General features: G+C 41.1%; 20 protein-coding genes. 19 read left to right on the forward strand and 1 reads right to left on the reverse strand.

What is annotated here, in order from left to right; all coding sequences use genetic code 11:
• Window positions 1-16 precede the first annotated feature (16 nt).
• The 16 genes from BK575_RS03585 to BK575_RS03660 all read left to right on the forward strand — a co-directional run bounded on the left by BK575_RS03585 (window position 17) and on the right by BK575_RS03660 (window position 19,046).
• Window positions 17-1,057, forward strand: coding sequence for a bifunctional inositol 2-dehydrogenase/D-chiro-inositol 1-dehydrogenase (locus BK575_RS03585; RefSeq protein WP_078408928.1), 1,041 nt, complete (start codon window positions 17-19; stop codon window positions 1,055-1,057).
• A gap of 88 nt (window positions 1,058-1,145) precedes the next feature.
• Window positions 1,146-2,015 carry a sugar phosphate isomerase/epimerase family protein gene (locus BK575_RS03590; protein ID WP_078408929.1) on the forward strand — a complete coding sequence of 290 codons (870 nt, stop codon included), beginning with the start codon at window positions 1,146-1,148 and terminating at the stop codon, window positions 2,013-2,015.
• A 191-nt stretch (window positions 2,016-2,206) separates the two neighbouring features.
• Window positions 2,207-3,052 (forward strand): 2-keto-myo-inositol isomerase, encoded by an 846-nt coding sequence (gene iolI / locus BK575_RS03595; protein WP_078408930.1) that lies wholly within the window; start codon window positions 2,207-2,209, stop codon window positions 3,050-3,052.
• Window positions 3,053-3,086: 34 nt separating this feature from the next.
• Window positions 3,087-3,941 (forward strand): class II fructose-1,6-bisphosphate aldolase, encoded by an 855-nt coding sequence (gene fba / locus BK575_RS03600; protein ID WP_078408931.1) that lies wholly within the window; start codon window positions 3,087-3,089, stop codon window positions 3,939-3,941.
• Between the two features lie 176 nt (window positions 3,942-4,117).
• Window positions 4,118-5,314, forward strand: a complete 1,197-nt coding sequence (locus tag BK575_RS03605; RefSeq protein WP_078408932.1) for an MFS transporter — start codon at window positions 4,118-4,120, stop codon at window positions 5,312-5,314.
• Between the two features lie 54 nt (window positions 5,315-5,368).
• Complete coding sequence (locus tag BK575_RS03610) at window positions 5,369-6,301, forward strand: aldo/keto reductase (RefSeq protein ID WP_078408933.1); 933 nt, start codon at window positions 5,369-5,371, stop codon at window positions 6,299-6,301.
• 260 nt (window positions 6,302-6,561) lie between these two features.
• Entirely contained in the window at window positions 6,562-6,951 is a 390-nt protein-coding gene (locus BK575_RS03615) for a tautomerase family protein (protein ID WP_078408934.1), read from the forward strand.
• Between the two features lie 194 nt (window positions 6,952-7,145).
• Entirely contained in the window at window positions 7,146-8,183 is a 1,038-nt protein-coding gene (gene iolG / locus BK575_RS03620) for an inositol 2-dehydrogenase (protein ID WP_078408935.1), read from the forward strand.
• Window positions 8,184-8,212: 29 nt separating this feature from the next.
• On the forward strand, window positions 8,213-9,022 hold the full coding sequence (gene iolB, locus BK575_RS03625) for a 5-deoxy-glucuronate isomerase (protein ID WP_078408936.1): 810 nt from the start codon (window positions 8,213-8,215) through the stop codon (window positions 9,020-9,022).
• A 100-nt stretch (window positions 9,023-9,122) separates the two neighbouring features.
• Window positions 9,123-10,124 carry a LacI family DNA-binding transcriptional regulator gene (locus tag BK575_RS03630; RefSeq protein WP_078408937.1) on the forward strand — a complete coding sequence of 334 codons (1,002 nt, stop codon included), beginning with the start codon at window positions 9,123-9,125 and terminating at the stop codon, window positions 10,122-10,124.
• 317 nt (window positions 10,125-10,441) lie between these two features.
• Window positions 10,442-11,452, forward strand: coding sequence for a 5-dehydro-2-deoxygluconokinase (gene iolC, locus BK575_RS03635; protein ID WP_078408938.1), 1,011 nt, complete (start codon window positions 10,442-10,444; stop codon window positions 11,450-11,452).
• 109 nt (window positions 11,453-11,561) lie between these two features.
• Window positions 11,562-13,019, forward strand: a complete 1,458-nt coding sequence (locus BK575_RS03640) for a CoA-acylating methylmalonate-semialdehyde dehydrogenase (RefSeq protein WP_078408939.1) — start codon at window positions 11,562-11,564, stop codon at window positions 13,017-13,019.
• A 432-nt stretch (window positions 13,020-13,451) separates the two neighbouring features.
• Window positions 13,452-15,386 carry a 3D-(3,5/4)-trihydroxycyclohexane-1,2-dione acylhydrolase (decyclizing) gene (gene iolD / locus BK575_RS03645; protein ID WP_078408940.1) on the forward strand — a complete coding sequence of 645 codons (1,935 nt, stop codon included), beginning with the start codon at window positions 13,452-13,454 and terminating at the stop codon, window positions 15,384-15,386.
• A 188-nt stretch (window positions 15,387-15,574) separates the two neighbouring features.
• Entirely contained in the window at window positions 15,575-16,471 is an 897-nt protein-coding gene (iolE, locus tag BK575_RS03650; RefSeq protein WP_078408941.1) for a myo-inosose-2 dehydratase, read from the forward strand.
• 62 nt (window positions 16,472-16,533) lie between these two features.
• Window positions 16,534-17,583 carry a Gfo/Idh/MocA family oxidoreductase gene (locus BK575_RS03655; RefSeq protein ID WP_078408942.1) on the forward strand — a complete coding sequence of 350 codons (1,050 nt, stop codon included), beginning with the start codon at window positions 16,534-16,536 and terminating at the stop codon, window positions 17,581-17,583.
• Window positions 17,584-17,774: 191 nt separating this feature from the next.
• Window positions 17,775-19,046, forward strand: coding sequence for an MFS transporter (locus tag BK575_RS03660; RefSeq protein WP_078408943.1), 1,272 nt, complete (start codon window positions 17,775-17,777; stop codon window positions 19,044-19,046).
• Window positions 19,047-19,623: 577 nt separating this feature from the next.
• Here BK575_RS03660 and BK575_RS03665 read toward each other — a convergent pair.
• Window positions 19,624-20,049, reverse strand: coding sequence for a biotin/lipoyl attachment domain-containing protein (locus BK575_RS03665; RefSeq protein WP_078408944.1), 426 nt, complete (start codon window positions 20,047-20,049; stop codon window positions 19,624-19,626).
• A 621-nt stretch (window positions 20,050-20,670) separates the two neighbouring features.
• Here BK575_RS03665 and BK575_RS03670 point away from each other — a divergent pair.
• The 3 genes from BK575_RS03670 to menB all read left to right on the forward strand — a co-directional run bounded on the left by BK575_RS03670 (window position 20,671) and on the right by menB (window position 23,991).
• Complete coding sequence (locus BK575_RS03670) at window positions 20,671-21,285, forward strand: TetR/AcrR family transcriptional regulator (RefSeq protein WP_078408945.1); 615 nt, start codon at window positions 20,671-20,673, stop codon at window positions 21,283-21,285.
• A gap of 619 nt (window positions 21,286-21,904) precedes the next feature.
• Window positions 21,905-23,059: an acyl-CoA dehydrogenase family protein gene (locus tag BK575_RS03675; RefSeq protein ID WP_078408946.1), complete on the forward strand. Its 1,155-nt coding sequence runs from the start codon at window positions 21,905-21,907 to the stop codon at window positions 23,057-23,059.
• A gap of 131 nt (window positions 23,060-23,190) precedes the next feature.
• Window positions 23,191-23,991: a 1,4-dihydroxy-2-naphthoyl-CoA synthase gene (menB, locus tag BK575_RS03680; RefSeq protein WP_078414624.1), complete on the forward strand. Its 801-nt coding sequence runs from the start codon at window positions 23,191-23,193 to the stop codon at window positions 23,989-23,991.
• The last annotated feature ends 16 nt before the right edge of the window (window positions 23,992-24,007 follow it).

Below are 24,007 nucleotides of genomic sequence, written 5' to 3' on the forward strand. Positions count from 1 at the left end.
GAGGAGGAACATGATCATGACTTTAAAAATTGGTGTTATCGGAACAGGTGCAATTGGCAGGGAGCATATTAAAAGAATTACCAATAATTTATCGGGCGGGGAAATCGTTGCTGTAACTGATGTTAATCAGGAAGCGGCAAAAAGCGTTGTGGAACAATTCGATTTAAATGCGGTTGTATACCCGGATGATAAAGCGCTTGCAGCTGATAAAAACGTTGAGGCTGTACTTGTAACAAGCTGGGGTCCTGCCCATGAACAAAGCGTGCTTGCTGCAATTGAAGCTGGAAAATATGTATTCTGTGAAAAACCTTTAGCGACAACAGCAGAAGGATGCATGAGAATTGTCGAAGCAGAAATGAAACATGGCAAGCGTTTAGTCCAAGTTGGATTTATGCGTCGTTATGACAGCGGTTACGTACAACTAAAAGAAGCGATTGACAACAATGAAATCGGTGAACCATTAATGATCCGCTGCGTACACAGAAATCCGGATGTTCCTGAGAGCTATACGACAGACATGGCCATCAATGATACGCTCATTCACGAAATCGATGTGCTGCACTGGTTGATCAATGATGACTACAAATCTGTGCAAGTAGCATTTCCAAAGAAAACAAGCCGTGCATTAGCACACTTGAAAGATCCGCAACTTATCACGTTGGAGACAAAGGGCGGAGTTATCATCACGTCGGAAGTATTTGTAAATTGCAAATACGGTTATGACATTCAATGTGAAGTCATCGGTGAAGAAGGAGTCGCCTATCTTCCAGAGTTCCCTAGCATCGTCACTCGTAAGGATGCGAAGCTAAGTACAAATATATTGACGGATTGGAAGCAGCGTTTCATTGATGCGTATGACATCGAGTTACAGGATTTCATGGATTCAATCAGAAAAACAGGCGAGCCTAACGGTCCGACTTCATGGGATGGCTATATTGCAGCAGTGACAGCGGATGCTTGTGTAAAAGCACAGCAAACAGGAGAAAAAGAGACTGTTGAATTGGCGGAAAAGCCCGACTTTTATAAAAATGAAAAAGAAGCAGTTGAAACAGTCTGAAAATGGTAAAGGAAACTTCCATTGGTGGGGGAGCTTCATCCCCCTCTAATCGGTTAAATCCAAACAGTCAAAAAAGGAGATGTTTACATTGCGTTTAGCATATGATCCGTCACATTATCGTGATAATACAAATTTAAAAGATACGATCGATGCAGTTGCCAGATTAGGATATGAATATGTGGAGTTATCACCGCGCAAAGATTTTATTTGGTTTTATGAATATCCAAAGGTTGATAAACAGCTGATCAAAGATTTAAAAAGATATTGTTTAGATGCCGGTGTTAAAATCTCTTCTGTCCTTCCTGTTCAACAATGGTCTTCACCGGTTGAAGAAGAACGTCAAGCTGCCGTGAGAAATTGGAAACGTTGTATTGAAATCACTTCTGACTTAGGAGTAGATCTAATGAACAGCGAATTTGCCGGCGACATCAGCCGTCCGGTTGACAGTGAAGCGGCTTTTGTGAAGTCAATGGAAGAGCTCATGCCGCTTTTTGAAAAAGAAGGGATTAAACTCAATTTGCAATCCCATCCGAACGATTTTATTGAGTTGAATACAGAAGCCATCCGCATGATTCGTGCACTCGATAAAGATTGGATTAAGCTCGTCTATTCTGTTGCCCATGCATTCTTTTATGATGATGGCATTGGCGATGTAGAGAAACACTTGGAAGAGGCAGGAGATTTACTTGCCCATGTTCTCATTGCCGATACGCTCAATCATAAAGCCGCATTTGGATTACGCTATATTGTGAATCCTCCTAATGCAAAAGTAACCATTCACCAGCATTTGAACCCTGGTGAAGGGGAAGTAAACTTTGAGGCATTATATCGTAAATTAAGAGAAATGAAGTTTGATGGAATCGTCACGAATTCAGTATTTGCTTATCCTGATAAGCCGGAATGGTCGAACGAAGTAACACTGAAATCCATTAGAGAAGGATTGAATATATCGATCTAGTACAGTCAGCATGGCCAAAGAACAGCCATGCTGACTGTACTAGACCTAAGCGGATGATGCCCCGGCACCATCCGCTCAGGTAAACCTTTGAGCGTAAATTCGGGATGAAAGAACAGAAAGGCGCAGAGAGAGTACACATCCATAATAGATATAAAAAAATGATAGAAAGTAAAAATAGTGGAGGGATTATGATGAAGCTTTGTTTCAATCAGGCTACGACGTTAGAAAACTCAAATTTGGTGAAAGACTTAGAGTACTGCGATAAGCATGGGTATGACTATATTGAAATCCGTACAATGGATAAATTGCCTGAGTATTTAAAGGAGAAGTCCATTGATGACTTAGCTGAATTTTTCAATACACATCATATTAAGCCGCTTGCATTCAACGCTTTAGTATTTTTCAATAACCGGGATGAGGCTGGATATAAAGAAATGATCAATGAATTTAAAGGACTGATGGAAGCAGCCAAGAAATTGGGTGTGAAATATGTGGTGGCGGTGCCGCTCGTAACAGAACAGAAAATATTGAAACAAGATATTAAAAACAGCTGTGTAGAAGTGCTAAAAGAGCTTTCAGATATTGCAGAGCCATATGGTGTGAAAATTGCCGTCGAGTTTATTGGACATCCACAGTGCACAGTTAATACATTCGGCCAGGCTTACGATATTGTTGAAACCGTTGACCGTGAGAATGTTGGATTAGTACTTGACTGCTTCCATTTCCATGCAATGGGATCAGACTTGGAAGATTTGAAAAAAGCGGATGGATCAAAAATCTTCATTTTACATATCGACGATACAGAAGATTTTCCAATCGGCTTCTTGACAGATGAAGACCGAGTATGGCCTGGACTTGGGGCAATTGATTTAGACAGCATTTTATCGACACTGAAGGAAATCGGGTACGCTGATGTTGTTTCAGTTGAATTGTTCCGTCCGGAATATTATCAATTAGATGCGGAAGAAGCGATCAAAACGGCAAAAGAAACAACACTTAAAGTCGTATCTAAGTATTACGATTTACAGCCTGTATAAACAGGCAATATTTTGATGAAAGGGGGCGATACGAATGCCTTTAGTATCGATGAAAGAGATGCTGCTTAAAGCGAAGGAAGGGAATTACGCTGTCGGCCAGTATAATATCAATAACTTGGAATCGGCACAAGCATTTTTACAGGCGGCCCAAGAGGAACAGGCGCCTATCATAGTAGCGGCTTCCGATCGGCTTGTCGATCATTTGGGAGGCTTTAAGACCATTGCAGCAATGGTTAAAGGTCTTCTAAAAGAAATGGAGATAACCGTTCCGGTTGCGCTGCACCTGGATCATGGGATGAACGTTGAACGCTGTAAAAAGGCGATTGATGCCGGCTTTACATCCGTTATGATTGACGGTTCCCATCATCCGATTGACGAGAATATTGCCATGACGAAACAAGTCGTTGATTATGCACATCCAAGGCAAGTATCTGTGGAAGCAGAAGTTGGGACAGTCGGCGGTATGGAAGACGGATTGGTTGGCGGAATTCAATATGCCAATCCCGATGAGTGTTTACGAATCGTAAAAGAGACAGGGATTGATGCGTTAGCGGCTGCTCTTGGTTCGGTTCATGGGCCTTATCAGGGGGAACCTAAATTGGGCTTTAATGAAATGAAGCAAATTTCTGAATTGACCAATGTACCGCTTGTTCTTCATGGAGGTTCTGGAATACCTGATTATCAAATTCAAAAAGCCATTGAACTCGGACACGCCAAAATTAATGTTAATACGGAATGCATACAAGCGTGGACACAGGCCATTCGTGAAGTTTTGGCCGCTGATGAGAAGGTATATGAGCCGCGGGCTATTATTACGCCTGGTAAAGAGGCCATCAAAGCGACGGTCAAAAGCAAAATGAGAGAGTTTAAAACAAGCTGTAAGGCGTAATGAAAAAGGGTGTCTTAAAAGTAATTGATAGGCACCCTTTTACTATCAACAAGAAGAGAAACGCCCTTTTTTTGATAGAATAATTAAGAAAATTTTGTATTTTGGGAATTATTTTTTGCAAAAAGGAAGAAATGGCAATAAAATGAAGGGGCGACAACTAAATAGGAAGTGATGCTTTGAAGACCCTACATGCCAATCGAAATAAGTACATTTTTTTAATTGTTTCCTTCATTTTTTGGTTTTGCCCTTTTATCTATGTTCCCATCTTATCTCCTTATATGGAGTCAATGGGAGGTAAGTACACGTATATCGGTGTGGTACTGAGCAGCTATGGACTGATGCAGTTTCTATCTCGGCTTCCTATTGGAATTTTCTCGGATCTTATGAAACTAAGAAAACCGTTCATTATATTTGGAATGTCGGTCAGTGCATTTAGTTGTTTGGCGTTTGCCTTAACGGATAGTTTAGGGTGGATTCTTTTATCTCGTTCCCTGGCAGGTCTGGCTGCAGCAACGTGGGTTGTTTTTACAGTACTGTATTCCAGTTATTTTACGGACCGGGAAATTCACCGTGCCATGGGCAGTATTTCATTTGTGGTTGTTTTAGCACAATTGGTAGGGATGAGTGTAAGCGGTTATATTGTAAATGAATGGGGCTGGCACGCTCCCTTTTGGATAGGGGGAATTATCGGTATAATAGGGATAGCGCTTTCCCTTTTTATTTTCGAACCGAAAGAAGGGATTCAAAGGGAACCCGTGAAGCTGAAAGAGCTGACATCTGTTATGAAGGAGCCTTTGTTGTTAAAAATTTCCTTGCTATCTATTTTGGCACACAGCATTATTTTTACCACCATGTTTGGATTCATGCCTGCGTATGTACTGGAAATTGGATTAGAGGCTGGCGATATCAGCTTGATTGTGTTTTCCTTTATGATTCCTCATGCCATCGCCACCCTTTTTGCAGGGAAAGTATTTGTTCCAATGTTTGGTCAGTGGAAATCGTTAAAACTGGCATTTGGGCTAACGGCATTTTTTACGCTTTTAACCCCGTTTATCCACACAAAAGGCTGGCTCTGCGTCGTACAGGGATTTAACGGATTTGCACTCGGACTTCTTTTTCCGCTACTTTTAGGGATGGCAATAGAATCCATTCCCCATGAGAAAAGAGCAACTGCAATGGGAGCGTATCAGGCACTGTATGCAATCGGTATGTTTGCAGGACCGTTTTTGGCAGGGATTTTGAACTCACATGCGGGCATTGCCGCAAGCTTTTACTTTTCAGGCATATTGGGCATAGCCGCAGTCTCTCTCATTACCGTTTGGAATCGAAGTGTAAGTAAAACAGCTTATAAGGTCAAGGTTGAGAGTGGATGATTAATCGATTTATCGGTTTGATATCACCATACTTAAGAAGGAGATGGATGTAAAATGACAAAACAAACAAGAATCGGAAGAACAGATTTAGTCGTGAATCCTATCGGGCTTGGAACCAATGCAGTTGGCGGTCATAATCTTTATCCGAACTTGGACGAAGAAGCTGGAAAAGAACTCGTTCGAACAGCATTAGATCATGGCATCAACTTTTTAGATACGGCTTTTATCTATGGACCGGAACGATCAGAAGAATTAATCGGCGAGGTTTTAAAAGAAAGAGGCAATCGTTCAGAGGCGATTATTGCTACAAAAGGTGCCCACAAATTTGTCGGTCAAGATGTTGTGTTCGACAATTCGCCCGCTTTTTTAAAGAAAGAGGTTGAAAACAGTTTAAAACGCCTGCAAACCGATTACATCGATTTGTATTATATTCACTTTCCTGATGAGGATACACAAAAAGATGAAGCAGTCGGTACTTTAAAGCAATTAAAGGATGAAGGGAAAATCAGGGCGATCGGTGTATCCAACTTTTCAATTGAGCAGTTAAAAGAAGCAAATAAAGATGGTTACGTCGATGTGTACCAAGGTGAATATAACTTATTGCAGCGAGAGGCAGAGAAAGAGTTGCTGTCATATACAAAAGAGCACAATATTTCCTTTATTCCGTATTTCCCGCTTGCATCGGGGTTGTTAGCCGGCAAGTATAACAAAGACATGGTATTCAATGACTTGCGTGCAGACTTGCCTTACTTCCAGAAAAAAGTATTTAGACAAAATTTAGAAAAGGTAGAACAAGTACGCAAAATTGCAGATGCTAAAAATACAGAAGTCGCTCATGTGGCCCTCGCTTGGTATTTAACACGCGATTCCATAGATGTTTTGATTCCAGGTGCAAAGAGAGCCGATCAGGTGCTGAACAACCTGAAAACATTGGAGGTTCAATTAACAGCCGAGGAGATTCAAGAAATCGACCGTATTTTCAGATAATTATATATAGATCGATTTAGAAAATTTACCATGGCCAAAGAACGGTTATGGTAAATTTTCTAGACCTAAGCGGATGACACTCCTCTTGCTGGGGGAGTGCCATCCGCTTAGGTGAATCCTTGAGGGCGAATTCAAGTGGTCTGGATACCCGATTGTGAATCCCTTTCGATGGAATGAAACGTGTGGAGTTATTAAGTGAACTATATAAATGAGCTGAAAGATTCCATCTAATGAAATACTAACTTGGGAGGTTATTTATTATGCCATTGCTTAGATTTGATGTAATAGAAGGACGAGACGAGAAATCATTGAAAAAATTATTAGACGCTGCACACCGGGCAATGGTGGCAGCATTCGACGTACCTGAAAGAGACCGTTATCAAATTGTTCATCAGCATCCCGCTCATGAAATGATGATTCAAGATACCGGTTTAGGCTTTGAGAGAAGCAACAATCTAGTCGTCATAAGTGTAACCAGCAAGCAAAGAACCGATGAACAAAAGAAGAAGCTTTATCAGCTGCTTGTTCAAGAGCTGGGAGAAAGCTGCGGAATCGAGCCAAATGATATTATGGTGTCGATTGTGACGAATGGAGATGCAGATTGGAGCTTTGGAATGGGAGAAGCCCAATTTTTAAACGGAAAACTATAAGATGAAACAGGAACCTGCGTCCCTCACTGAATGTGAGTTGGGGGATGTCAGGTTTTTTTTACACGGTTATTTATTTAAAATATAAGTCGGAATAATGTTGTTATTTATGTTGAAAAGCGCTTTCAAATCAGGTATACTAATAATGAAAATAGGTTAAGCGCTTTCCTTTACTTTTCTTAAAGGGGATAGCGAATATGAAAAAGATTACAGTCGGTATCATTGGAGCTGGACGTATCGGAAAATTACATGTAGATAATTTAAAATTAATTCCGGAAATCACGATTAAGGCAGTTTCGGATGTAGTGGTCGATCATTTGCAGCAATGGGCTGCTGACAAGGGGATTCCAACTTTAACGACAAACTATCAAGATTTATTAGCAGATCCAGAGATAGACGCTGTTTTTATTTGCTCACCAACTACTACGCACGCCCAAATCATTAAAGAGGCAGCTCGTGCGAAAAAGCATATTTTCTGTGAAAAACCAGTGAGCTTCTCTGTCGAGGAAACCATTGAAGCGTTACATACAGTCAAAGAAGAAGGCGTGAAACTGCAAGTAGGGTTCAACCGCCGTTTTGATCCAAACTTTAAAAAAGTACGTAATCTTGTCCAACAGGGAGAAGTCGGTCAACCGCATATTTTAAAAATTACATCAAGGGATCCTCAGCCTCCAAGCATTGAGTATGTTCAAACATCAGGCGGATTGTTCATGGATATGATGATTCACGATTTTGACATGGCTCGTTATGTGATGAACAGCGAGGTTGTGGAAGTCTCTGCTCATGGAACAACCTTAATCAACCCTGCTATTGCAGAAGCGGGAGATGTCGATACAGCTATTGTGACATTGAAATTTGCAAACGGTGCATTAGGCGTAATTGATAATAGCCGTCAAGCAGTTTATGGTTACGATCAGCGTGTCGAAGTGTTTGGGGCAAAAGGCTCTGCAACAGCTGATAATTGCCGTCCAACAACGGTTGAAGTATCAACTGCAGAAGGCGTTGTAAAGGATAAACCGTTATATTTCTTCCTTGAGCGTTATACGCAAGCCTATATTGAAGAAGTATCACAATTTGCACAGTCGTTATTAGAAGATCAGTCTGTGGTTTGCAGCGGAAATGACGGTCTTCAAGCGGAACGTATTGCAAAGGCAGCGAAAGAATCTTTTGAAACAGGACGCCCAGTGAAGATTGAACATACAGAGTTAGTGGAGGATAAGGTTATATTGAACTAAGAAAATCACCGAAAAAGGAGGGACGCTGCATGTCAAAATTAATTGTACGCCCACAAGAACGTGATGAACAAGGAAAAATTCTGTCTGTGACACCTGAAAGTGCAGGATGGGAATATGTAGGATTTGAACTCTACTCGTTAAAGAGCGGGGAAGTACTAACAAATAAAACCGGTGATCAGGAAGCTTGTCTTGTTTTATTAAGCGGAAAAGCGTCAGTTCGCACGAATGATGCTGCTTTTTTAGAAATCGGAAAGCGCATGTCTGTTTTTGAAAAAATTCCTCCATATTCTGTTTATGTACCGAACGACGATTTTTACACAGTAGAAGCGTTAACGGACCTTGAGCTGGCTGTTTGCCTGGCTCCCGGAAAAGGAACGCATAAAGCGCGTTTAATCGCGCCGGAGGATGTTGGTGTTGAGGATCGCGGATCAGGTCATATGTCTAGAAAAATTCACAACATTTTACCGGAACAAAAGGCGGCCGACAGCTTGCTTGTCGTGGAAGTGCTTACGCCTGCGGGGAACTGGTCCAGCTATCCGCCGCATAAACATGACCAGAATAACCTTCCTGCCGAGTCTTATTTAGAAGAAACATACTATCATGAAATTAACCCTAACCAAGGTTTCGTTGTTCAGCGGGTATATAATGATGATCGTTCGCTGGATGAAGTTCTGGCTGTTCCAAACCGCAGTGTGGTACTCGTGCCGGAAGGATATCATCCGGTATCAGCTCCGCCGGGATACGAATCTTATTATTTGAATGTAATGGCAGGACCGGTGCGTACATGGAAATTCCATAATGATCCAGACCATGAATGGCTTTTTCAGCCTGTAAAATAGACTTCATTTATATCATAAAAAAAGGAATGGCGTCCTAAGCCGTTCCTTTTTTTGTGATATAATAATTAATATTACAAATAAAAAGGTGATTTGAATAAATATGAAGGTGACAATTTACGACGTGGCGGAGAAAGCGGGAGTGTCTATTGCGACTGTTTCAAAAGTCATCAATAACACGGGGCGCATAAGTGAAAAGACGAGAAAAAAAGTTCAGGAAATCATGGAGCAGCTGCATTACGAGCCGAGTATGGTCGCTTCTGCGCTAACGAGCAAGAGAACGGGAACCATTGGCCTATTAGTCCCCGATATTGCCAATCCTTTTTTTGCAGAAGTTGCTCGTAACTTTGAAGATTATGCACAAAAATTGGGTTTTGGGCTAGTCATCTGCAGTACGGATGGAAAAGATGAAAAGGCGAGGCTCTATCTCTCCCTTTTAATGCGAAAGCAAGTAGATGGCTTAATTATCACCACTTATATTAAGGATGCCGATTTATTAGATCAATTGATGCAAAGACAGATTCCCATCGTGTTATTTTCCGTTGATATCCCGACGCTAAGTGTGAATGCGGTTTCAGTGGATGATTATAAAGGCGGGCTTCAGGCAACAAACTATTTGCTTTCGTTAGGTCACAAGCGCATTGGGGTCATTGCAGAAGATTTATCAAGAAGCTCTTACCGGATTCAAGGATATAAGGAAGCAATGAAACAGGCTGAAGCGAAAATAATGGAGTCCAATATTATCTCCACAAAGGCAACAGTTAAAAATGGGGAAGCGGCTGCGCAGCAACTCCTGAAAAAGAAGGATCGTCCTACAGCCATTTTCGCCTGTAACGATTTGCTTGCCATCGGGGCGATGGAAGCAGCGAGAAAGCTTGACATCAAGATTCCGGAGGAACTTTCTATTATAGGATTTGATAATACTATTTTAGCGGAGATTGCGAATCCTTCTTTAACAAGTGTATCCCAACCGATCAAGGAGATGGCTAATCAAGCTATGACAGTATTAGTTGAAGAAATTGAAAACGAGCAATCTTCTAAGCAGCGTGTATTTATGCTTCCCGAATTGGTTATACGAAACTCTACGGCGCGACTATCATTATAATAAAGGAAACTTCCATCAGTGGGGGCCTTACTGCCCGTTAATGCGGGATAAAAGGAAAGCACTTGTCAATTTGGCAGGTGTTTTTTTTTGATATGTAAGCAAGCGGAAGGAATTTGGAAGAAGATAAAAAATATTCTAAAAACATTAAAAAATGATTTGCGTTTTCATTTCAATCATGTATAATAAAAATCAAGGAAAGCGCTTAACCTATTTTCGAGATTTAAAATTATAACAGCGCTTTAGATTCCTTTTATTTGTAATACTTATTTTTTTAGCTGTTTGAGAAAGCGCTTTATCAAAGTAAGGAGGATTATTCGATGAATCCACTCGTTTTTGCAGAAGGTCGTCCCTTGGATTTCATAGCGGTTGGACGCTTATGCATCGATTTGAATGCCAATGAAACACAACGCCCGATGGAGGAGACAAAAACGTTTACGAAATATGTAGGAGGTTCTCCTGCCAATATTGCAATTGGGACGTCACGTCTTGGACTGAAGACAGGTTTTATCGGAAAAGTATCCAATGATCAAATGGGCCGTTTTATTACCCAATACTTAAATGAAAACCGTATTAATACAGATAATATTTTCATAGATCGAACAGGTGCGGTAACAGGATTAGCTTTTACAGAAATCAAAAGTCCTACAGATTGCAGCATTTTAATGTATCGCGACAATGTAGCGGATCTAAAGCTTGAGCCGACAGAAGTCCCAGAAGAGTATATTAAACAGTCAAAAGCTCTTTTAATCTCAGGAACGGCTTTAGCGAAAAGCCCTTCGAGGGAAGCAGTATTCATGGCATTGGAATATGCGAGAAAACATGATGTAGTTGTTTTCTTTGATATCGACTACCGCCCTTATACGTGGGAATCTGAGGCAGAGACAGCCGTTTACTATAATTTAGCAGCAGAAAAATGCGACGTCATCATCGGAACGCGTGAAGAGTTTGACATGATGGAAAAACTTTTGAACTATGAGAAATCTGATGACAAGGTAACGGCAGAAAGATGGTTTTCCTACCACGCTAAAATTGTGGTCATTAAACATGGCGGTGAGGGGTCAATCGCTTACACAAGAGATGGACAATCTCACCGAGGCGGCATTTTTAGAACAAACGTATTAAAAACATTCGGTGCAGGCGATTCTTATGCGTCAGCTTTCATTTACGGGTTAATGAAAGGGCTTCCGATTCAAGAGGCAATGAGACTTGGCGGCGCATCTGCTTCGATCGTTATTTCAAAGCATAGCTGCTCTGACGCTATGCCGACAGTCGAGGAAATTAAAAGCTTCATGGAAACAGCAGAAGAAGTGTTAGAAACAGCCCGTTAAGAAGCTGAGAATGAGAGAATCGTTGATTGAGGCGGTAATCTCATTTATGGATAAAAAGATTCAATTCAGTGATGATAATAGTCAAAACAACATAAGGGAGAGAATGTCCATGACACAAACAGCGGTAAAAACAGTAAAAAACTATATTGGCGGAGAATGGGTAGACGCAATCAGCACAAAAACGGAACCTGTTTATAATCCGGCAACAGGCGAAATTATCGCATACGTTCCTCTTTCTACAAGAGAAGATGTAGAGAGAGCGGTACAAGTAGCTGACGAAGCATTCCAAACATGGTCACAAGTAGCGGTCCCAAGACGTGCACGCATTCTCTTTAAATATCAGCAATTGTTAGTCGATAACTGGGATGAGCTGGCCAAATTAGTAACGATCGAAAACGGTAAAAGCTACAAAGAAGCTTATGGCGAAGTGCAGCGCGGCATCGAGTGTGTAGAATTTGCAGCCGGGGCACCAACATTAATGATGGGCAAGCAGCTTCCTGACATCGCGACAAACATTGAGTCTGGTATGTATCGTTACCCGATCGGGGTTGTAGGGGGGATCACACCGTTTAACTTCCCAATGATGGTTCCGTGCTGGATGTTCCCATTAGCGATTGCATGCGGCAATACCTTTGTCTTAAAGCCATCCGAGCGTACACCGCTTTTAGCAGCTCGTCTTGCTGAATTATTTGAAGAGGCAGGGTTGCCAAAAGGTGTGTTAAACATTGTCAATGGTGCGCATGATGTCGTAAACGGTCTTCTTGAGCACAAATTAGTTAAAGCGATTTCATTCGTAGGTTCTCAGCCTGTTGCGGAATACGTGTACAAAAAAGGTTCAGAAAACTTAAAACGTGTTCAAGCATTGGCGGGTGCGAAAAACCATTCCATCGTCTTAAATGATGCGGATCTTGATGTGGCAACATCCCAAATCATCGGGGCGGCATTCGGTTCTGCCGGCGAGCGCTGCATGGCGGCTTCTGTCGTGACGGTTCAAGAAGATGTGGCAGATGCCTTGATTGCAAGATTAGTAGAAGAAGCCAACACCATGCAAATCGGTAACGGTATGGATGAAAACGTATTTTTAGGACCGGTCATTCGCGACGGCCATAAAGAACGTACATTAAGCTATATTGAGTCAGGTGTTCAAGAAGGGGCACGTCTTGTTCGTGACGGAAGAGAGGATGCGGCTGTAAAAGGAGAAGGGTACTTTGTCGGGCCAACTATTTTTGATGAAGTCACACAAGAAATGAAAATTTGGCAAGATGAAATTTTTGCGCCGGTTTTATCAGTCATCCGTGTCAAAGACTTGTCAGAAGCAATTGAAGTGGCGAACAATTCACGCTTTGCGAACGGTGCTTGCATTTATACGAAAGACGGCGGAAGTGTGCGTCAGTTCCGTGAAACGATCCACTCTGGTATGTTAGGGGTCAATGTCGGCGTTCCAGCACCGATGGCATTCTTCCCGTTCTCTGGCTGGAAAGATTCCTTCTACGGCGACCTTCACGCGAACGGTACAGATGGCGTGGAGTTCTATACAAGAAAGAAAATGGTGACAACTCGCTGGTAATCTAGATCGATGTTCTAAACCTTTGAGGGAGGATTCAAGTTGTCCGGGTGGCCGATTGTGGGACCTTTCGATGAGAGGGAAATATGTCGAGTGATTAAGTGAAAATTATGTACATAACTCATTTAGCATGGAAAAAGCAACTGTGCTGAGTGAGTTACGTATAAGCAGTGGGCAAGAGCCCTTACGGTTTTCTTGCCCACTGCTTATATGCCAAACCTGATGAATTTATCTAAACGGGAAATACAAAAAGGCCGGGTAAATCAAAAGTAGTTAGTAGGTTCACTAAGGTAGAAAAGGAAGGATGAGAATTAATACTCTTTATTCCTTCAGTTATATCTTAATTTTTTTACATAAATAAGTAAGCGCTTAATCTACTGTTTTTTAATAGAAAGCATGACAAGAAAAAGGGAAATAGAAAGGCGGCGGTAAGCAATGAAAACAATCAGAATGACGACGGCGCAAGCGCTGATAAAGTTTTTGAATCAACAATATGTAGAGTTTGACGGAAAACAACAAAAGTTTATTAAAGGCATCTTTACAATCTTTGGCCACGGAAATGTTGTGGGACTTGGTCAGGCGTTAGAAGAAGATGCGGGAGAGCTTAAAGTATTTCAGGGACGAAACGAGCAGGGAATGGCTCAGGCGGCTGTCGCTTTTGCGAAGCAAAAACACCGCAAACAAATTATGGTATGCACTGCTTCGGTTGGCCCTGGTTCTGCCAATATGGTGACAGCTGCAGCAACGGCTTCTGCCAACAACATTCCAGTATTACTGCTGCCTGGTGATGTGTTTGCGACAAGACAGCCTGATCCTGTCCTTCAGCAAATTGAACATACTCATGATTTATCGATTTCGACGAACGATGCGTTTCGTGCCGTCAGTAAATACTGGGACCGCGTCAATCGTCCGGAACAATTAATGACAGCGATGATCAATGCAATGCGCGTCTTGACGAACCCGGCCGATACAGGGGCTGTTACAGTTTGTCTGCCGCAAGATGTCCAGGGAGAGGCGTGGGATTTCCCGGAATATTTCTTCCAAAAACGAGTTCACCGCATTGAGCGCCGTGTGCCGACAAAAGCCAGCCTGGCAGATGCGGTGGAGCTCATCAAAGGAAAGAAAAAACCGATTATCGTTTGCGGCGGCGGTGTACGTTACTCGGAAGCGGCGGAAGCTTTAAAACAATTGGCGGAAACGTTCCACATCCCATTTGGAGAAACGCAAGCCGGAAAGAGTGCGATTGAAAGCAATCATCGTTACAACCTTGGCGGCATTGGTGTCACAGGCAACATGGCAGCCAACAAGATTGCGAAAGAAGCAGACCTTGTCATTGGTATCGGAACGCGATTTACTGATTTTACGACCGCATCCAAACAACTATTCCAAAATGAAGAAGTTGATTTCTTAACGATCAATGTTTCTGAGTTTCACGCAAGCAAGCTCGATGCGGTAAAAGTTGTAGCGGATGCAAAGGAGGCTCTTATTGCCTTAAGCAGAGAGTTGGATGCGGTTCGTTACCAATCGGGTTATACAACGGAAATCGCATCTGCTAAAGATGCGTGGGAAACTGAAGTAGAGCGCCTGCACAGTATTAAATATGCAGAGCAAGACTTTACACCTGAAGTGGCTGGTCACCTTGATGAGGCGTTAGCGGAGTACGCAGAAGTACTTGGTACACAACTAACTCAAACGGAAGTCATTGGAGAAGTGAACAAACTGATTGATGAAGATGCGGTCATTATCGGGGCAGCCGGAAGTCTGCCTGGTGACCTGCAGAGAATGTGGGTATCCCGCAAATCGAACACGTATCATATGGAATACGGTTATTCTTGTATGGGCTACGAGGTGTCAGGTGCGCTTGGAGTGAAGCTGGCTGAGCCGGATAAAGAAGTATATGCGATGGTCGGGGATGGCAGCTACCAAATGCTGCACTCAGAGTTGGTAACAAGTATTCAAGAAGGAAAGAAAATCAATATCGTTCTTTTTGATAACTCTGGTTTCGGCTGCATCAATAATTTGCAAATGGGCAACGGCATGGGCAGCTTCGGTACAGAGTTCCGTTACCGTGATAAAGAGACGGGTCAATTAAACGGGAACATCATGAAAATTGATTTTGCAGCGAACGCAGCTAGTTACGGTGCGAAAACATACCGCGTTTCGACCATTTCAGAATTAAAAGCGGCGATCGAGGATGCGAAAAAACAAACCGTGTCGACATTGATCGATATTAAAGTGCTGCCTAAAACGATGACAAACGGCTATGAATCGTGGTGGCATGTAGGAGTGGCAGAAGTGTCTTCGAGTGAAAAGATACAAGCAGCATATGGGGATAAAGAAAGTAATTTACAAAAAGCAAGACGGTATTAAAGCGGTTATTTAAGTTATTTTTCCGGAACGGGTTTCCCCGTTCCGGAAACCTTACGAAATGAGCCTTTCCTCCCCCTTTTCCCCAAAAAAGCATTGCTGGGAAGGCTCATTTGGTAAGTGCAATTCCAATAAGCCTATTAGGGGAAATGAAAGCCTTTACGATTATTAGATAGAGGAGAGATTGAGAGATGTTTCGAGAAAAAGCGATCAAGCTTGGCATTGCGCCAATCGCTTGGACAAATGACGATATGCCGGAATTGGGTGGAGAGAATACATTCGAACAATGTATTAGCGAGATGGCGCTGGCTGGGTTTGCAGGAAGCGAGGTGGGCAATAAATATCCTCGAGATACAGCGGTATTGAAAAAAGCGTTAGCATTGCGGAATTTGGAAATTGCCAGTGCATGGTTTAGTGCGTTTCTTACAACGAAGCCTTTGGAAGAAACCGTTCAGCCTTTCATTGAGCATCGGGATTTTTTGCATGAAATGGGTGCGAAAGTGATTGTAGTATCGGAACAAGGGCGAAGCATTCAAGGATTAATGGATGTCCCATTATTTAAAGAAAAGCCGGTATTCACAGAAACAGAGTGGACGAAACTTGCTGAAGGACTAAATCACCTTGGACAATTGGCTGCAGAGAAGGATATGAAAATTGTCTATCATCATCATATGGGAACAGGGGTCCAAACAACAGCCGAAATCGAAAAGTTAATGGAGATGACAGATCCCGAGCTCGTTTCATTGCTTTTTGATACAGGGCATCTTGTATTCTCGGGAGAAGATCCAATCTATATTTTGAAAAAATACTTATCCCGCATTCAGCATGTCCATTTAAAAGACATTCGCGGAGAAGTCGTAGAGCGAGTAAAAGAGCATCATTTAAGCTTTTTACAGGCGGTTAAGGATGGCGCATTTACAGTGCCTGGAGATGGTATAATTAGATTTGACGAAATTTTCTTAACATTATCCAATTCTGACTATAAAGGCTGGTTCGTGGTGGAGGCGGAACAGGATCCTGCGTTAGCGAATCCGTTTGAATATGCCGTAAAAGCACGCCAATATATAAAAGAAAAAAGCGGTCTTTAATACATCGAAAGAAAGCCCTTACATAAAGTTGGACGTTTGTATAATAGAGAGGGGATATATAAATGAAAAAAGTGAGAGTCGGGATTGTAGGATTAGGCCGTTTAGGCAGACAACATGCAGAAAATCTGGCATTTCGCATCCGTCATTGTGAATTGCATGCCGTGTGCAGCGTTAGTGACGAAGAAGTAGAAGAAGCAAAAAGAGAATGGGGAATTCCTTACGGCTATACCAATTACGATGAAATGCTGGAGAATAAAGAACTGGACGCCATTTTCATCGCTTCGCCATCGGGCTTCCACTGCGAACAAATTGAAAAAGCATTGGAGCAAGGATTTCACGTCTTTACTGAAAAACCGCTTGGACTTTATGTAGATGAGGTCATTCGTGTAAAAGAGGCGGTTGAAAAACATTCTTCCCAAGTATTTATGGTTGGATTTATGCGCCGTTACGATAAGTCGTATGTATATGCCAAGCAAAAAATTGAAGAAGGGGCGATCGGTGAACCGGTTTTAATTCGTTGTTACGGTTTCGATCCAGCCAAAGCAATGGCCGGCTTTATGAATTTTGCTAAAAAGAATTATAGCGGCGGTTTGTTTTTGGATATGGGCATCCATGACCTTGACCTTGCCAGATGGTATTTGCAATCCGAAGCTGATTCCGTGTGGGCCATTGGAGGAGCATATGATTATCCTGAAATCGCTGACTTGAATGATGCTGAAACAGGTGCAGCCCTTGTGAAGTTTCAAAATAATACGATGGGAATCTTTGTGGCTGGCCGTAACTGTGCCCATGGATACCATATTGAAACAGAAATTATCGGTACAAAAGGTTCGCTTCGCATTGGAACCGTACCAGAAAAAAATATGGTAACCGTCTTCGGAGAGCAGGGAGCCATAAAAGAATGCTCAGAAGGTTTTATTGAAAGATTTGAGCAGGCCTATTTAACGGAAGTGGAAGAGTTTATTCAATGTATTTTGAATCAGCGCCAACCAAAGGTGACGGTAGATGACGGAGTTCAATCCACGATTCTTGGATACGCTTGCAAGGAGTCATTTGAAACAGGACAGCTAATAAAAGTCGAGTCCCATCCGGCTTATGTAAAAGCTACGTAAATCAATCGAAACATAGAAGAGGCTATCATATCGAACGATTTGCTCATAAGCGGCTGCATGAAGTTTAGCAGCCGCTTATATGAGAAGTTTATGTAAGAAGGGGAAAATTTACATAGGACAGGAAAACGAGCGCTAATGTCGAAATTACATCGAGTCTATATGCGACTAGGGATAAAACAGGTGGTGGAGAAATGAATACTTACAATCCGAAGTATCCATTCATAGATAAAATGGGGATTCCATCAAATCTATTTTGGGGTTATATCGGTATTATTGTTTTTATGATTGGAGACGGTTTGGAGCAAGGCTGGCTGTCGCCATATTTGGTTGAGCAGGGTTTGACGATGGAAAAGTCAGCTTTTTTATTTACGGTCTATGGGGTTACTGTGTCTGTCTCTTCTTGGTTTTCCGGTGTGTTTGTGCAAAACTGGGGCCCAAGGAAAGCGATGACATATGGTTTGGTTTCTTTTATCATAGGATCGATTGCTTTTATCGCTATCGGAATTCCACAGATGAACTATTCTATATTATTGCTGGGTTACGCCTTAAGAGGTTTTGGGTATCCTTTATTTGCTTACTCATTTTTAGTGTGGGTTTCTTATCGAACTCCGCAAAATATGTTGGGAAGAGCCGTAGGCTGGTTCTGGTTTGTCTTTGAACTGGGACTGAGCGTAATTGGGGCATTTTATTCTAGTTATGCAGTGACGGCTATTGGAGAAATTGCGACTTTATGGAGCGCTTTGGTATTTGTTGTTGTAGGTTCTATATTTGCTTTGATCGTGAACAAGGATAAGTTTGAAGGGCAAAAAACGGCAAGCGACAGCAAAGTGAAGGAATTGCTTAAGGGGGTTACCATCGCTTTTGAAAATCCCAAAGTTGGTATTGGCGGAGTTGTTAAGATTATTAACTCAACGGCTAAATTTGGTTTTGTTATCTTTTTACCTACCTATATGACGAAGTTCGGCTTTTCTGTTAGTGAATGGCTTAAAATTTGGGGTACACTTTTCTTTGTAAATATTGTTTTTAACATTATTTTTGGAATTGTGGGAGATAAGCTGGGCTGGAAGAACACGATTATGTGGTTTGGCGGAGTAGGCTGCGGAATCGTTACCCTTGCTTTTTATTATGTACCTCAATTGGTGGGGCATAACTATTGGACGATGTTATTAGTAGCGTGCTGTTATGGCGTTACAATGGCCGGTTATGTGCCTCTTACAGCGTTGGTACCTTCCCTGGCCCCGGACAATAAGGGGGCAGCCATGTCTGTCCTGAACCTTGGATCTGGATTAGCTGCCTTTGTAGGGCCATTAATTGTCACTTTATTTATCGGAAGCTTAGGGGTAGGCGGCGTAATGTGGATTTTTGCAGGTTTATATTTCCTTGGCGCTTTCTTAACCAAATTTCTAACGCTTCCAACAGTAGATGAAACGACAGAAGATGAATTATTAAGGCAAGCAAACTAGAATAAAGACTATTATAGGGAGGGTGACTCAAAAGGTATACTTTTATACCTTTTGAGTCACCCTCTTTACGGTCATTGTTCTTCAACTCCCATGAAATTATATTTCTGTAGCTTCGGAAAAAAGGCAATACTAAAGAAGACGCAGCTCATTTATTAAAAAAAGATACAGCGCCTAATATCGATATTTTATCATTTTAGGCGAGAAGACTCCCACTTCCATTTTGTGCAGGGCGTAGCCCAAAAATAAGTGGGAGATGAATCGCCTTTTTGTGTAGTGAAACACTTGTTCTTATGGTGTAATCTTCCTGTACAGGTTGTTCTTTGAAAACTGAAGATATAAAGGTTGTGACAGGAAAAACGTCTGTCACGTAAAATCTTCAACGTTCAGTCGCCCCGCATGTATCGAAGTAGCAAAAACCAAGCAGAATAGAACGTGCGGTGAGTTCAACGCACAAGATTCTAAAAAGTGTTCCCCGTAGGGACTACGGGCAGAGCCTGCTCCATAACTGGTGGATATACTAGTGTTCGCAGGAATCCTCCACTTCAAATTTTCGTTAGAAAATTAAGTGGTGGGTAGTTCAATAGTTGTTTCCGACAATGAAATGATCAGCTTTAATGTGAACTAAAACTGTACCTGGCAAGACAGAATCTCCTTTTTTTACATTAATAGTATTAATAATACCACTTATACCTACTGCCAATTGTTCTAACGTGCCATTTTCAGTTTTAATTATAAATAATGGTTCCCATTCATATATTCTGTGATTGGGCTCAATAAATATTTCTTCTATAGTTCCATAAGAAGGACTTACTACTATTTCGTTATCTAACCAACCGTATGTGGGAAGGTCACGCTTAATCATTAGAACATCATCCGTTTTATTATAGGAATCTTGCAGTTTTTCAAGGATCTTTTGCTGCCAAGATGTATCACCAATACTTCCAGCATAAAGATACAAATCTAAATAATCATTTACCCATAAGTGTGTCTCTTTAATGCCCATAATAGTTCCTCCCTGTATCTTTCAAATCTATTTTCTATTTCGTAGACAATATGAGTCACGTATTCTACATCGGTAAAAGAATGGGTCTTCCTTTCATGAAGTTTGTGGTATAACAAAAAGCCAGTTATATCATTATAAAGCAAACGATATAACTGGCTTTTCTCCACTGATGGCTCCTTTATATGGAAGTCCCATGGATTTTTCAGTTATTATAAATATAGTCTAATTTTAAATTTAACTCTCAATAATTAATCTTTTTAAAGTCTAGGATTATTAATAATAGTATAGAAATCTTGTATAAAAGTCAATTTAATTTTCTGAATTTTTCATCATTTTTTGATATGCTATAAAAAAGAGATTCATTTTGATTATAATTTAGAGAGAATAAATGGCTTTTGGTACGGCGGGCTATACGGCTTGTTTAATTCTAGATTATGATGTAATTCCAAACAACTTATATATAAATCCAAAATCAATTAGAGTTTATACATAAACTATTCCCAATAGCTTTATGATGCAGAAGAAAGGGATTCAAGCAGCTTCTGTATTACCCAAAATTTATTTTTGCATCAGAACTAGAAAATCATATACAATAATGGGTGGTAGAATGGAGGAAGAAAAATGACTGAAAAACCGGTTCGAGATAGAATCATTGAAACTGCCTTACATCTTTTTGAAAAATATGGGTACCATGGAGTAGCTGTAAACAAAATTATCGAGGAAAGCGGGACTTCAAAAGGGGGATTTTACCATAATTTCAAGTCAAAGGATGAGTTGCTTTTTATTATTCATGATACTTTTATTACCCATGCTTTAGATAAAGCTAAAGAAGCTTGTGGAAAATGGGTTACACCAACAGAACGTCTATATCATATTATTAAATCGTATGCAAAGATTTTCCATTTATATAAACCTCATCAAACTGTATTTTATCAAGACAGTAGTTACTTATCGAAGGAATATTTTGAAACAATCAGCAGGAAGCGTGACCAGTATAGGAATATGATATTTGAAATCATTCAGGACGGAATACAGGCTGGTGAGTTTCGACCAAACCTACCCGTACCTATTATTGGGATGTCCATTTTCGGTATGGTGAATTGGACTTATAAATGGTATAAACCTAATGGACAATATTCCAGTGAAGAAATTGCAAGTGTTTATGCTGATTTTACATTAAATTCTATAATGACAGATGAGGCAAAAAAGAATCATCAGTTTTCCCCATTTTTTTAGAATCAAACCTTATGTAAGATTCAATGATGCTGTTAGATAAAAAATTGCTCAATTTTTAGTGAGCTACTTTATTATAGTTTTTCTCTACTATTTTAAAAACAAAAACTATTGACTTCATGGTATTAGTGTTATAGTATTAAATAAACCCGATGAGACCGATCGGTCTGTTCACTGATTATCATTAGCATCATTGATTTTTACTCTTAATAGAATTGCTTTTTTTTAACCTGATGAGACCGATTGGTCTGTGTATTGATTATCATCAGCATCATTGATTTTTACTCTTAATGGAATTGCTTTTTTTTAACCTGATGAGACCGAATGGTCTGTGTATTGATTATCATCAGCATCATTGATTTTTACTCTTAATAGAATTGCTTTTTTTTAGTCTGGTGAGACCGAATGGTCTGTGTGTTGATTATTATCAACATCATTAATTTTTAGTCCTAATACAATTGTTTTTTTTAACCTGATGAGACCAATCGGTCTATGTATTGATCATCAATATAATCATCGGTCTTTATTCTTAATAAGAATATCGAAAAAAGGACCACTATTTTACCAGGGAAAAAGTTGGCGCGAAACTTGTATAAACAAATAGGCAAAGGGAGGAATTACATTGTTAAATTTTACATTCACAGAAGAACAGGATCATTTTCGCAAGATATTGAAAGAATTTGCGAAGGATGAGCTGCTTCCCCATTATACAAAGTGGGATCGGGAAGGGATTACTCCAAGGCATTTGTGGAAGAAGCTTGGGGAGTTGGGAGTGAATGGTCTGCGGATTCCGGTTGAATATGGCGGCAGCGGTGCCGACTGCGTAATGACGGGAATTGCCGCAGAGGAGATTGGTAGAGGTGACTTCAATCTTACCTATGCGGTCATGCTGAATGCACTGATTGGCGAAATTATTAATAATCATGCAAATGAGGAGTTAAAACAGGAGTGGCTGCCTAAGATCGCCAGCGGTGAAAAGATTGTCGGGATTGCCATTACGGAGCCATCCGCTGGAACGGATGCTGGCGGGATAAAGTCAACAGCTGTACGCAAAGGAAACGTGTATGTCCTTAACGGAGAAAAGTCAGGAATCAGCGTAGCAACATGCGGCGATGCCTTTATTATATTCGCAAAAACAAATCCTGAATTGGGTAACCGTGGAATTAGTGCATTTATTGTTCCTGCAGATCTTCCTGGGGTTGAATGTAAAGGATACGAAGATATGGGTAATATTCCAATTGGCAGGGGTTCCATCTATTTAACGGATGTAGAAGTTCCAGAGGAGAACTTGATTGGTCTCGAGAACAAAGGGTTTTCTCAAGTGATGAATGGGTTTGATCTTAGCCGCTTGTTGATAGGGCTGCAATGTATTGGAGCGGCCTCACAGAGTATTGACGAGACAATTGAGCACGTGAAAATGAGACATTCTTTTGGGAAACCGTTAGCAACGTATCAAGGAGTCTCATTCCCAATCGTGACTCATTATACTCAATTAGAGCTTGTGAAGTGGCAGGCATATCGCGGACTCTGGCTTCGTGATCAAGGGTTGAAGCACACGAAAGAGTCAGCATCTGTGAAGTGGTTAGGTCCAAAATACAGCATGGAAGCTATTCATGAATGTTTATTGTTGAATGGTCATTATGCTTATACGAAGGAAATGGCTCATGAACAACGTTTACGCGACGTAATTGGTTTAGAAATTGGGGATGGTACAGCCCAAGCTAATCAGATGGTTATTGCCAAAGATATAATCGGCAAAGAATTCCGCTCTTATTAAACTAGCAGGATGTATTGTATGGAGAATGTAGATAGTAACTTTATGAGTCAAATAATCCTATAACTACTATAAAGATGGAAGGTGTAATTACGATGGAACTAACGAATCTTTTAAATGAAAAAACGAATGCGATGGAATTAACAGATGTTTTGTATGAAAAAATAAATGGGATTGCGAAAATTACGATTAACCGGCCGAAAGTCTACAATGCTTTTCGGGCAAGAACGATTCAGGAATTAATCTGGTCTTTCCGCGATGCATGGGATGATAACAGAATTGGTGTGGTGATTTTAACTGGAGCTGGGGAAAAGGCATTTTGTGTAGGGGGTGATCAAAAAGAAAAAGGAGACGAAGGTGGATATGATTATTCCGGAGGTTTAGGAGGCGGCATCGGTCTGGAGGTAGAGAACCTGCATCAAACGATCCGCAATATTCCAAAGCCAGTCATTGCAGCGGTTAATGGATTTGCGATAGGGGGCGGACATGTACTTCATGTTATTTGTGATTTAACGATTGCCTCTGAAACGGCAAAGTTCGGCCAAAGTGGTCCTAAGGTAGGGAGCTATGATGCCGGGTTCGGTTCTGCTTATTTGGCTAGGCTTGTCGGAGAAAAGAAAGCACGGGAAATCTGGTATTTATGTGAACAATATACTGCACAAGAAGCAAAAGAAATGGGACTCGTGAACAAAATCGTTCCTGCCGATCAGTTACAACAAGCAGCTGAAGAGTGGGCCGAAAAGATTCTTGAAAAGAGCCCGACAGCGCTTAAAATGCTTAAATACTCCTTTAATGCGGACAGTGCGAACATCCAAGGGATTTCCCAGCTATCGATGAGTAGTTTAGCGATGTTTTACAACACAGAAGAGTCAGAAGAAGGAAAGAATGCCTTTCTTGAAAAAAGGCCAGTAGATTTCAAGAAATTTAGAAAGTAATTAGGAGGATGGGAAT

Source organism: Priestia abyssalis (genome assembly GCF_002019595.1).
Taxonomy (GTDB): domain Bacteria; phylum Bacillota; class Bacilli; order Bacillales; family Bacillaceae_H; genus Bacillus_BA; species Bacillus_BA abyssalis.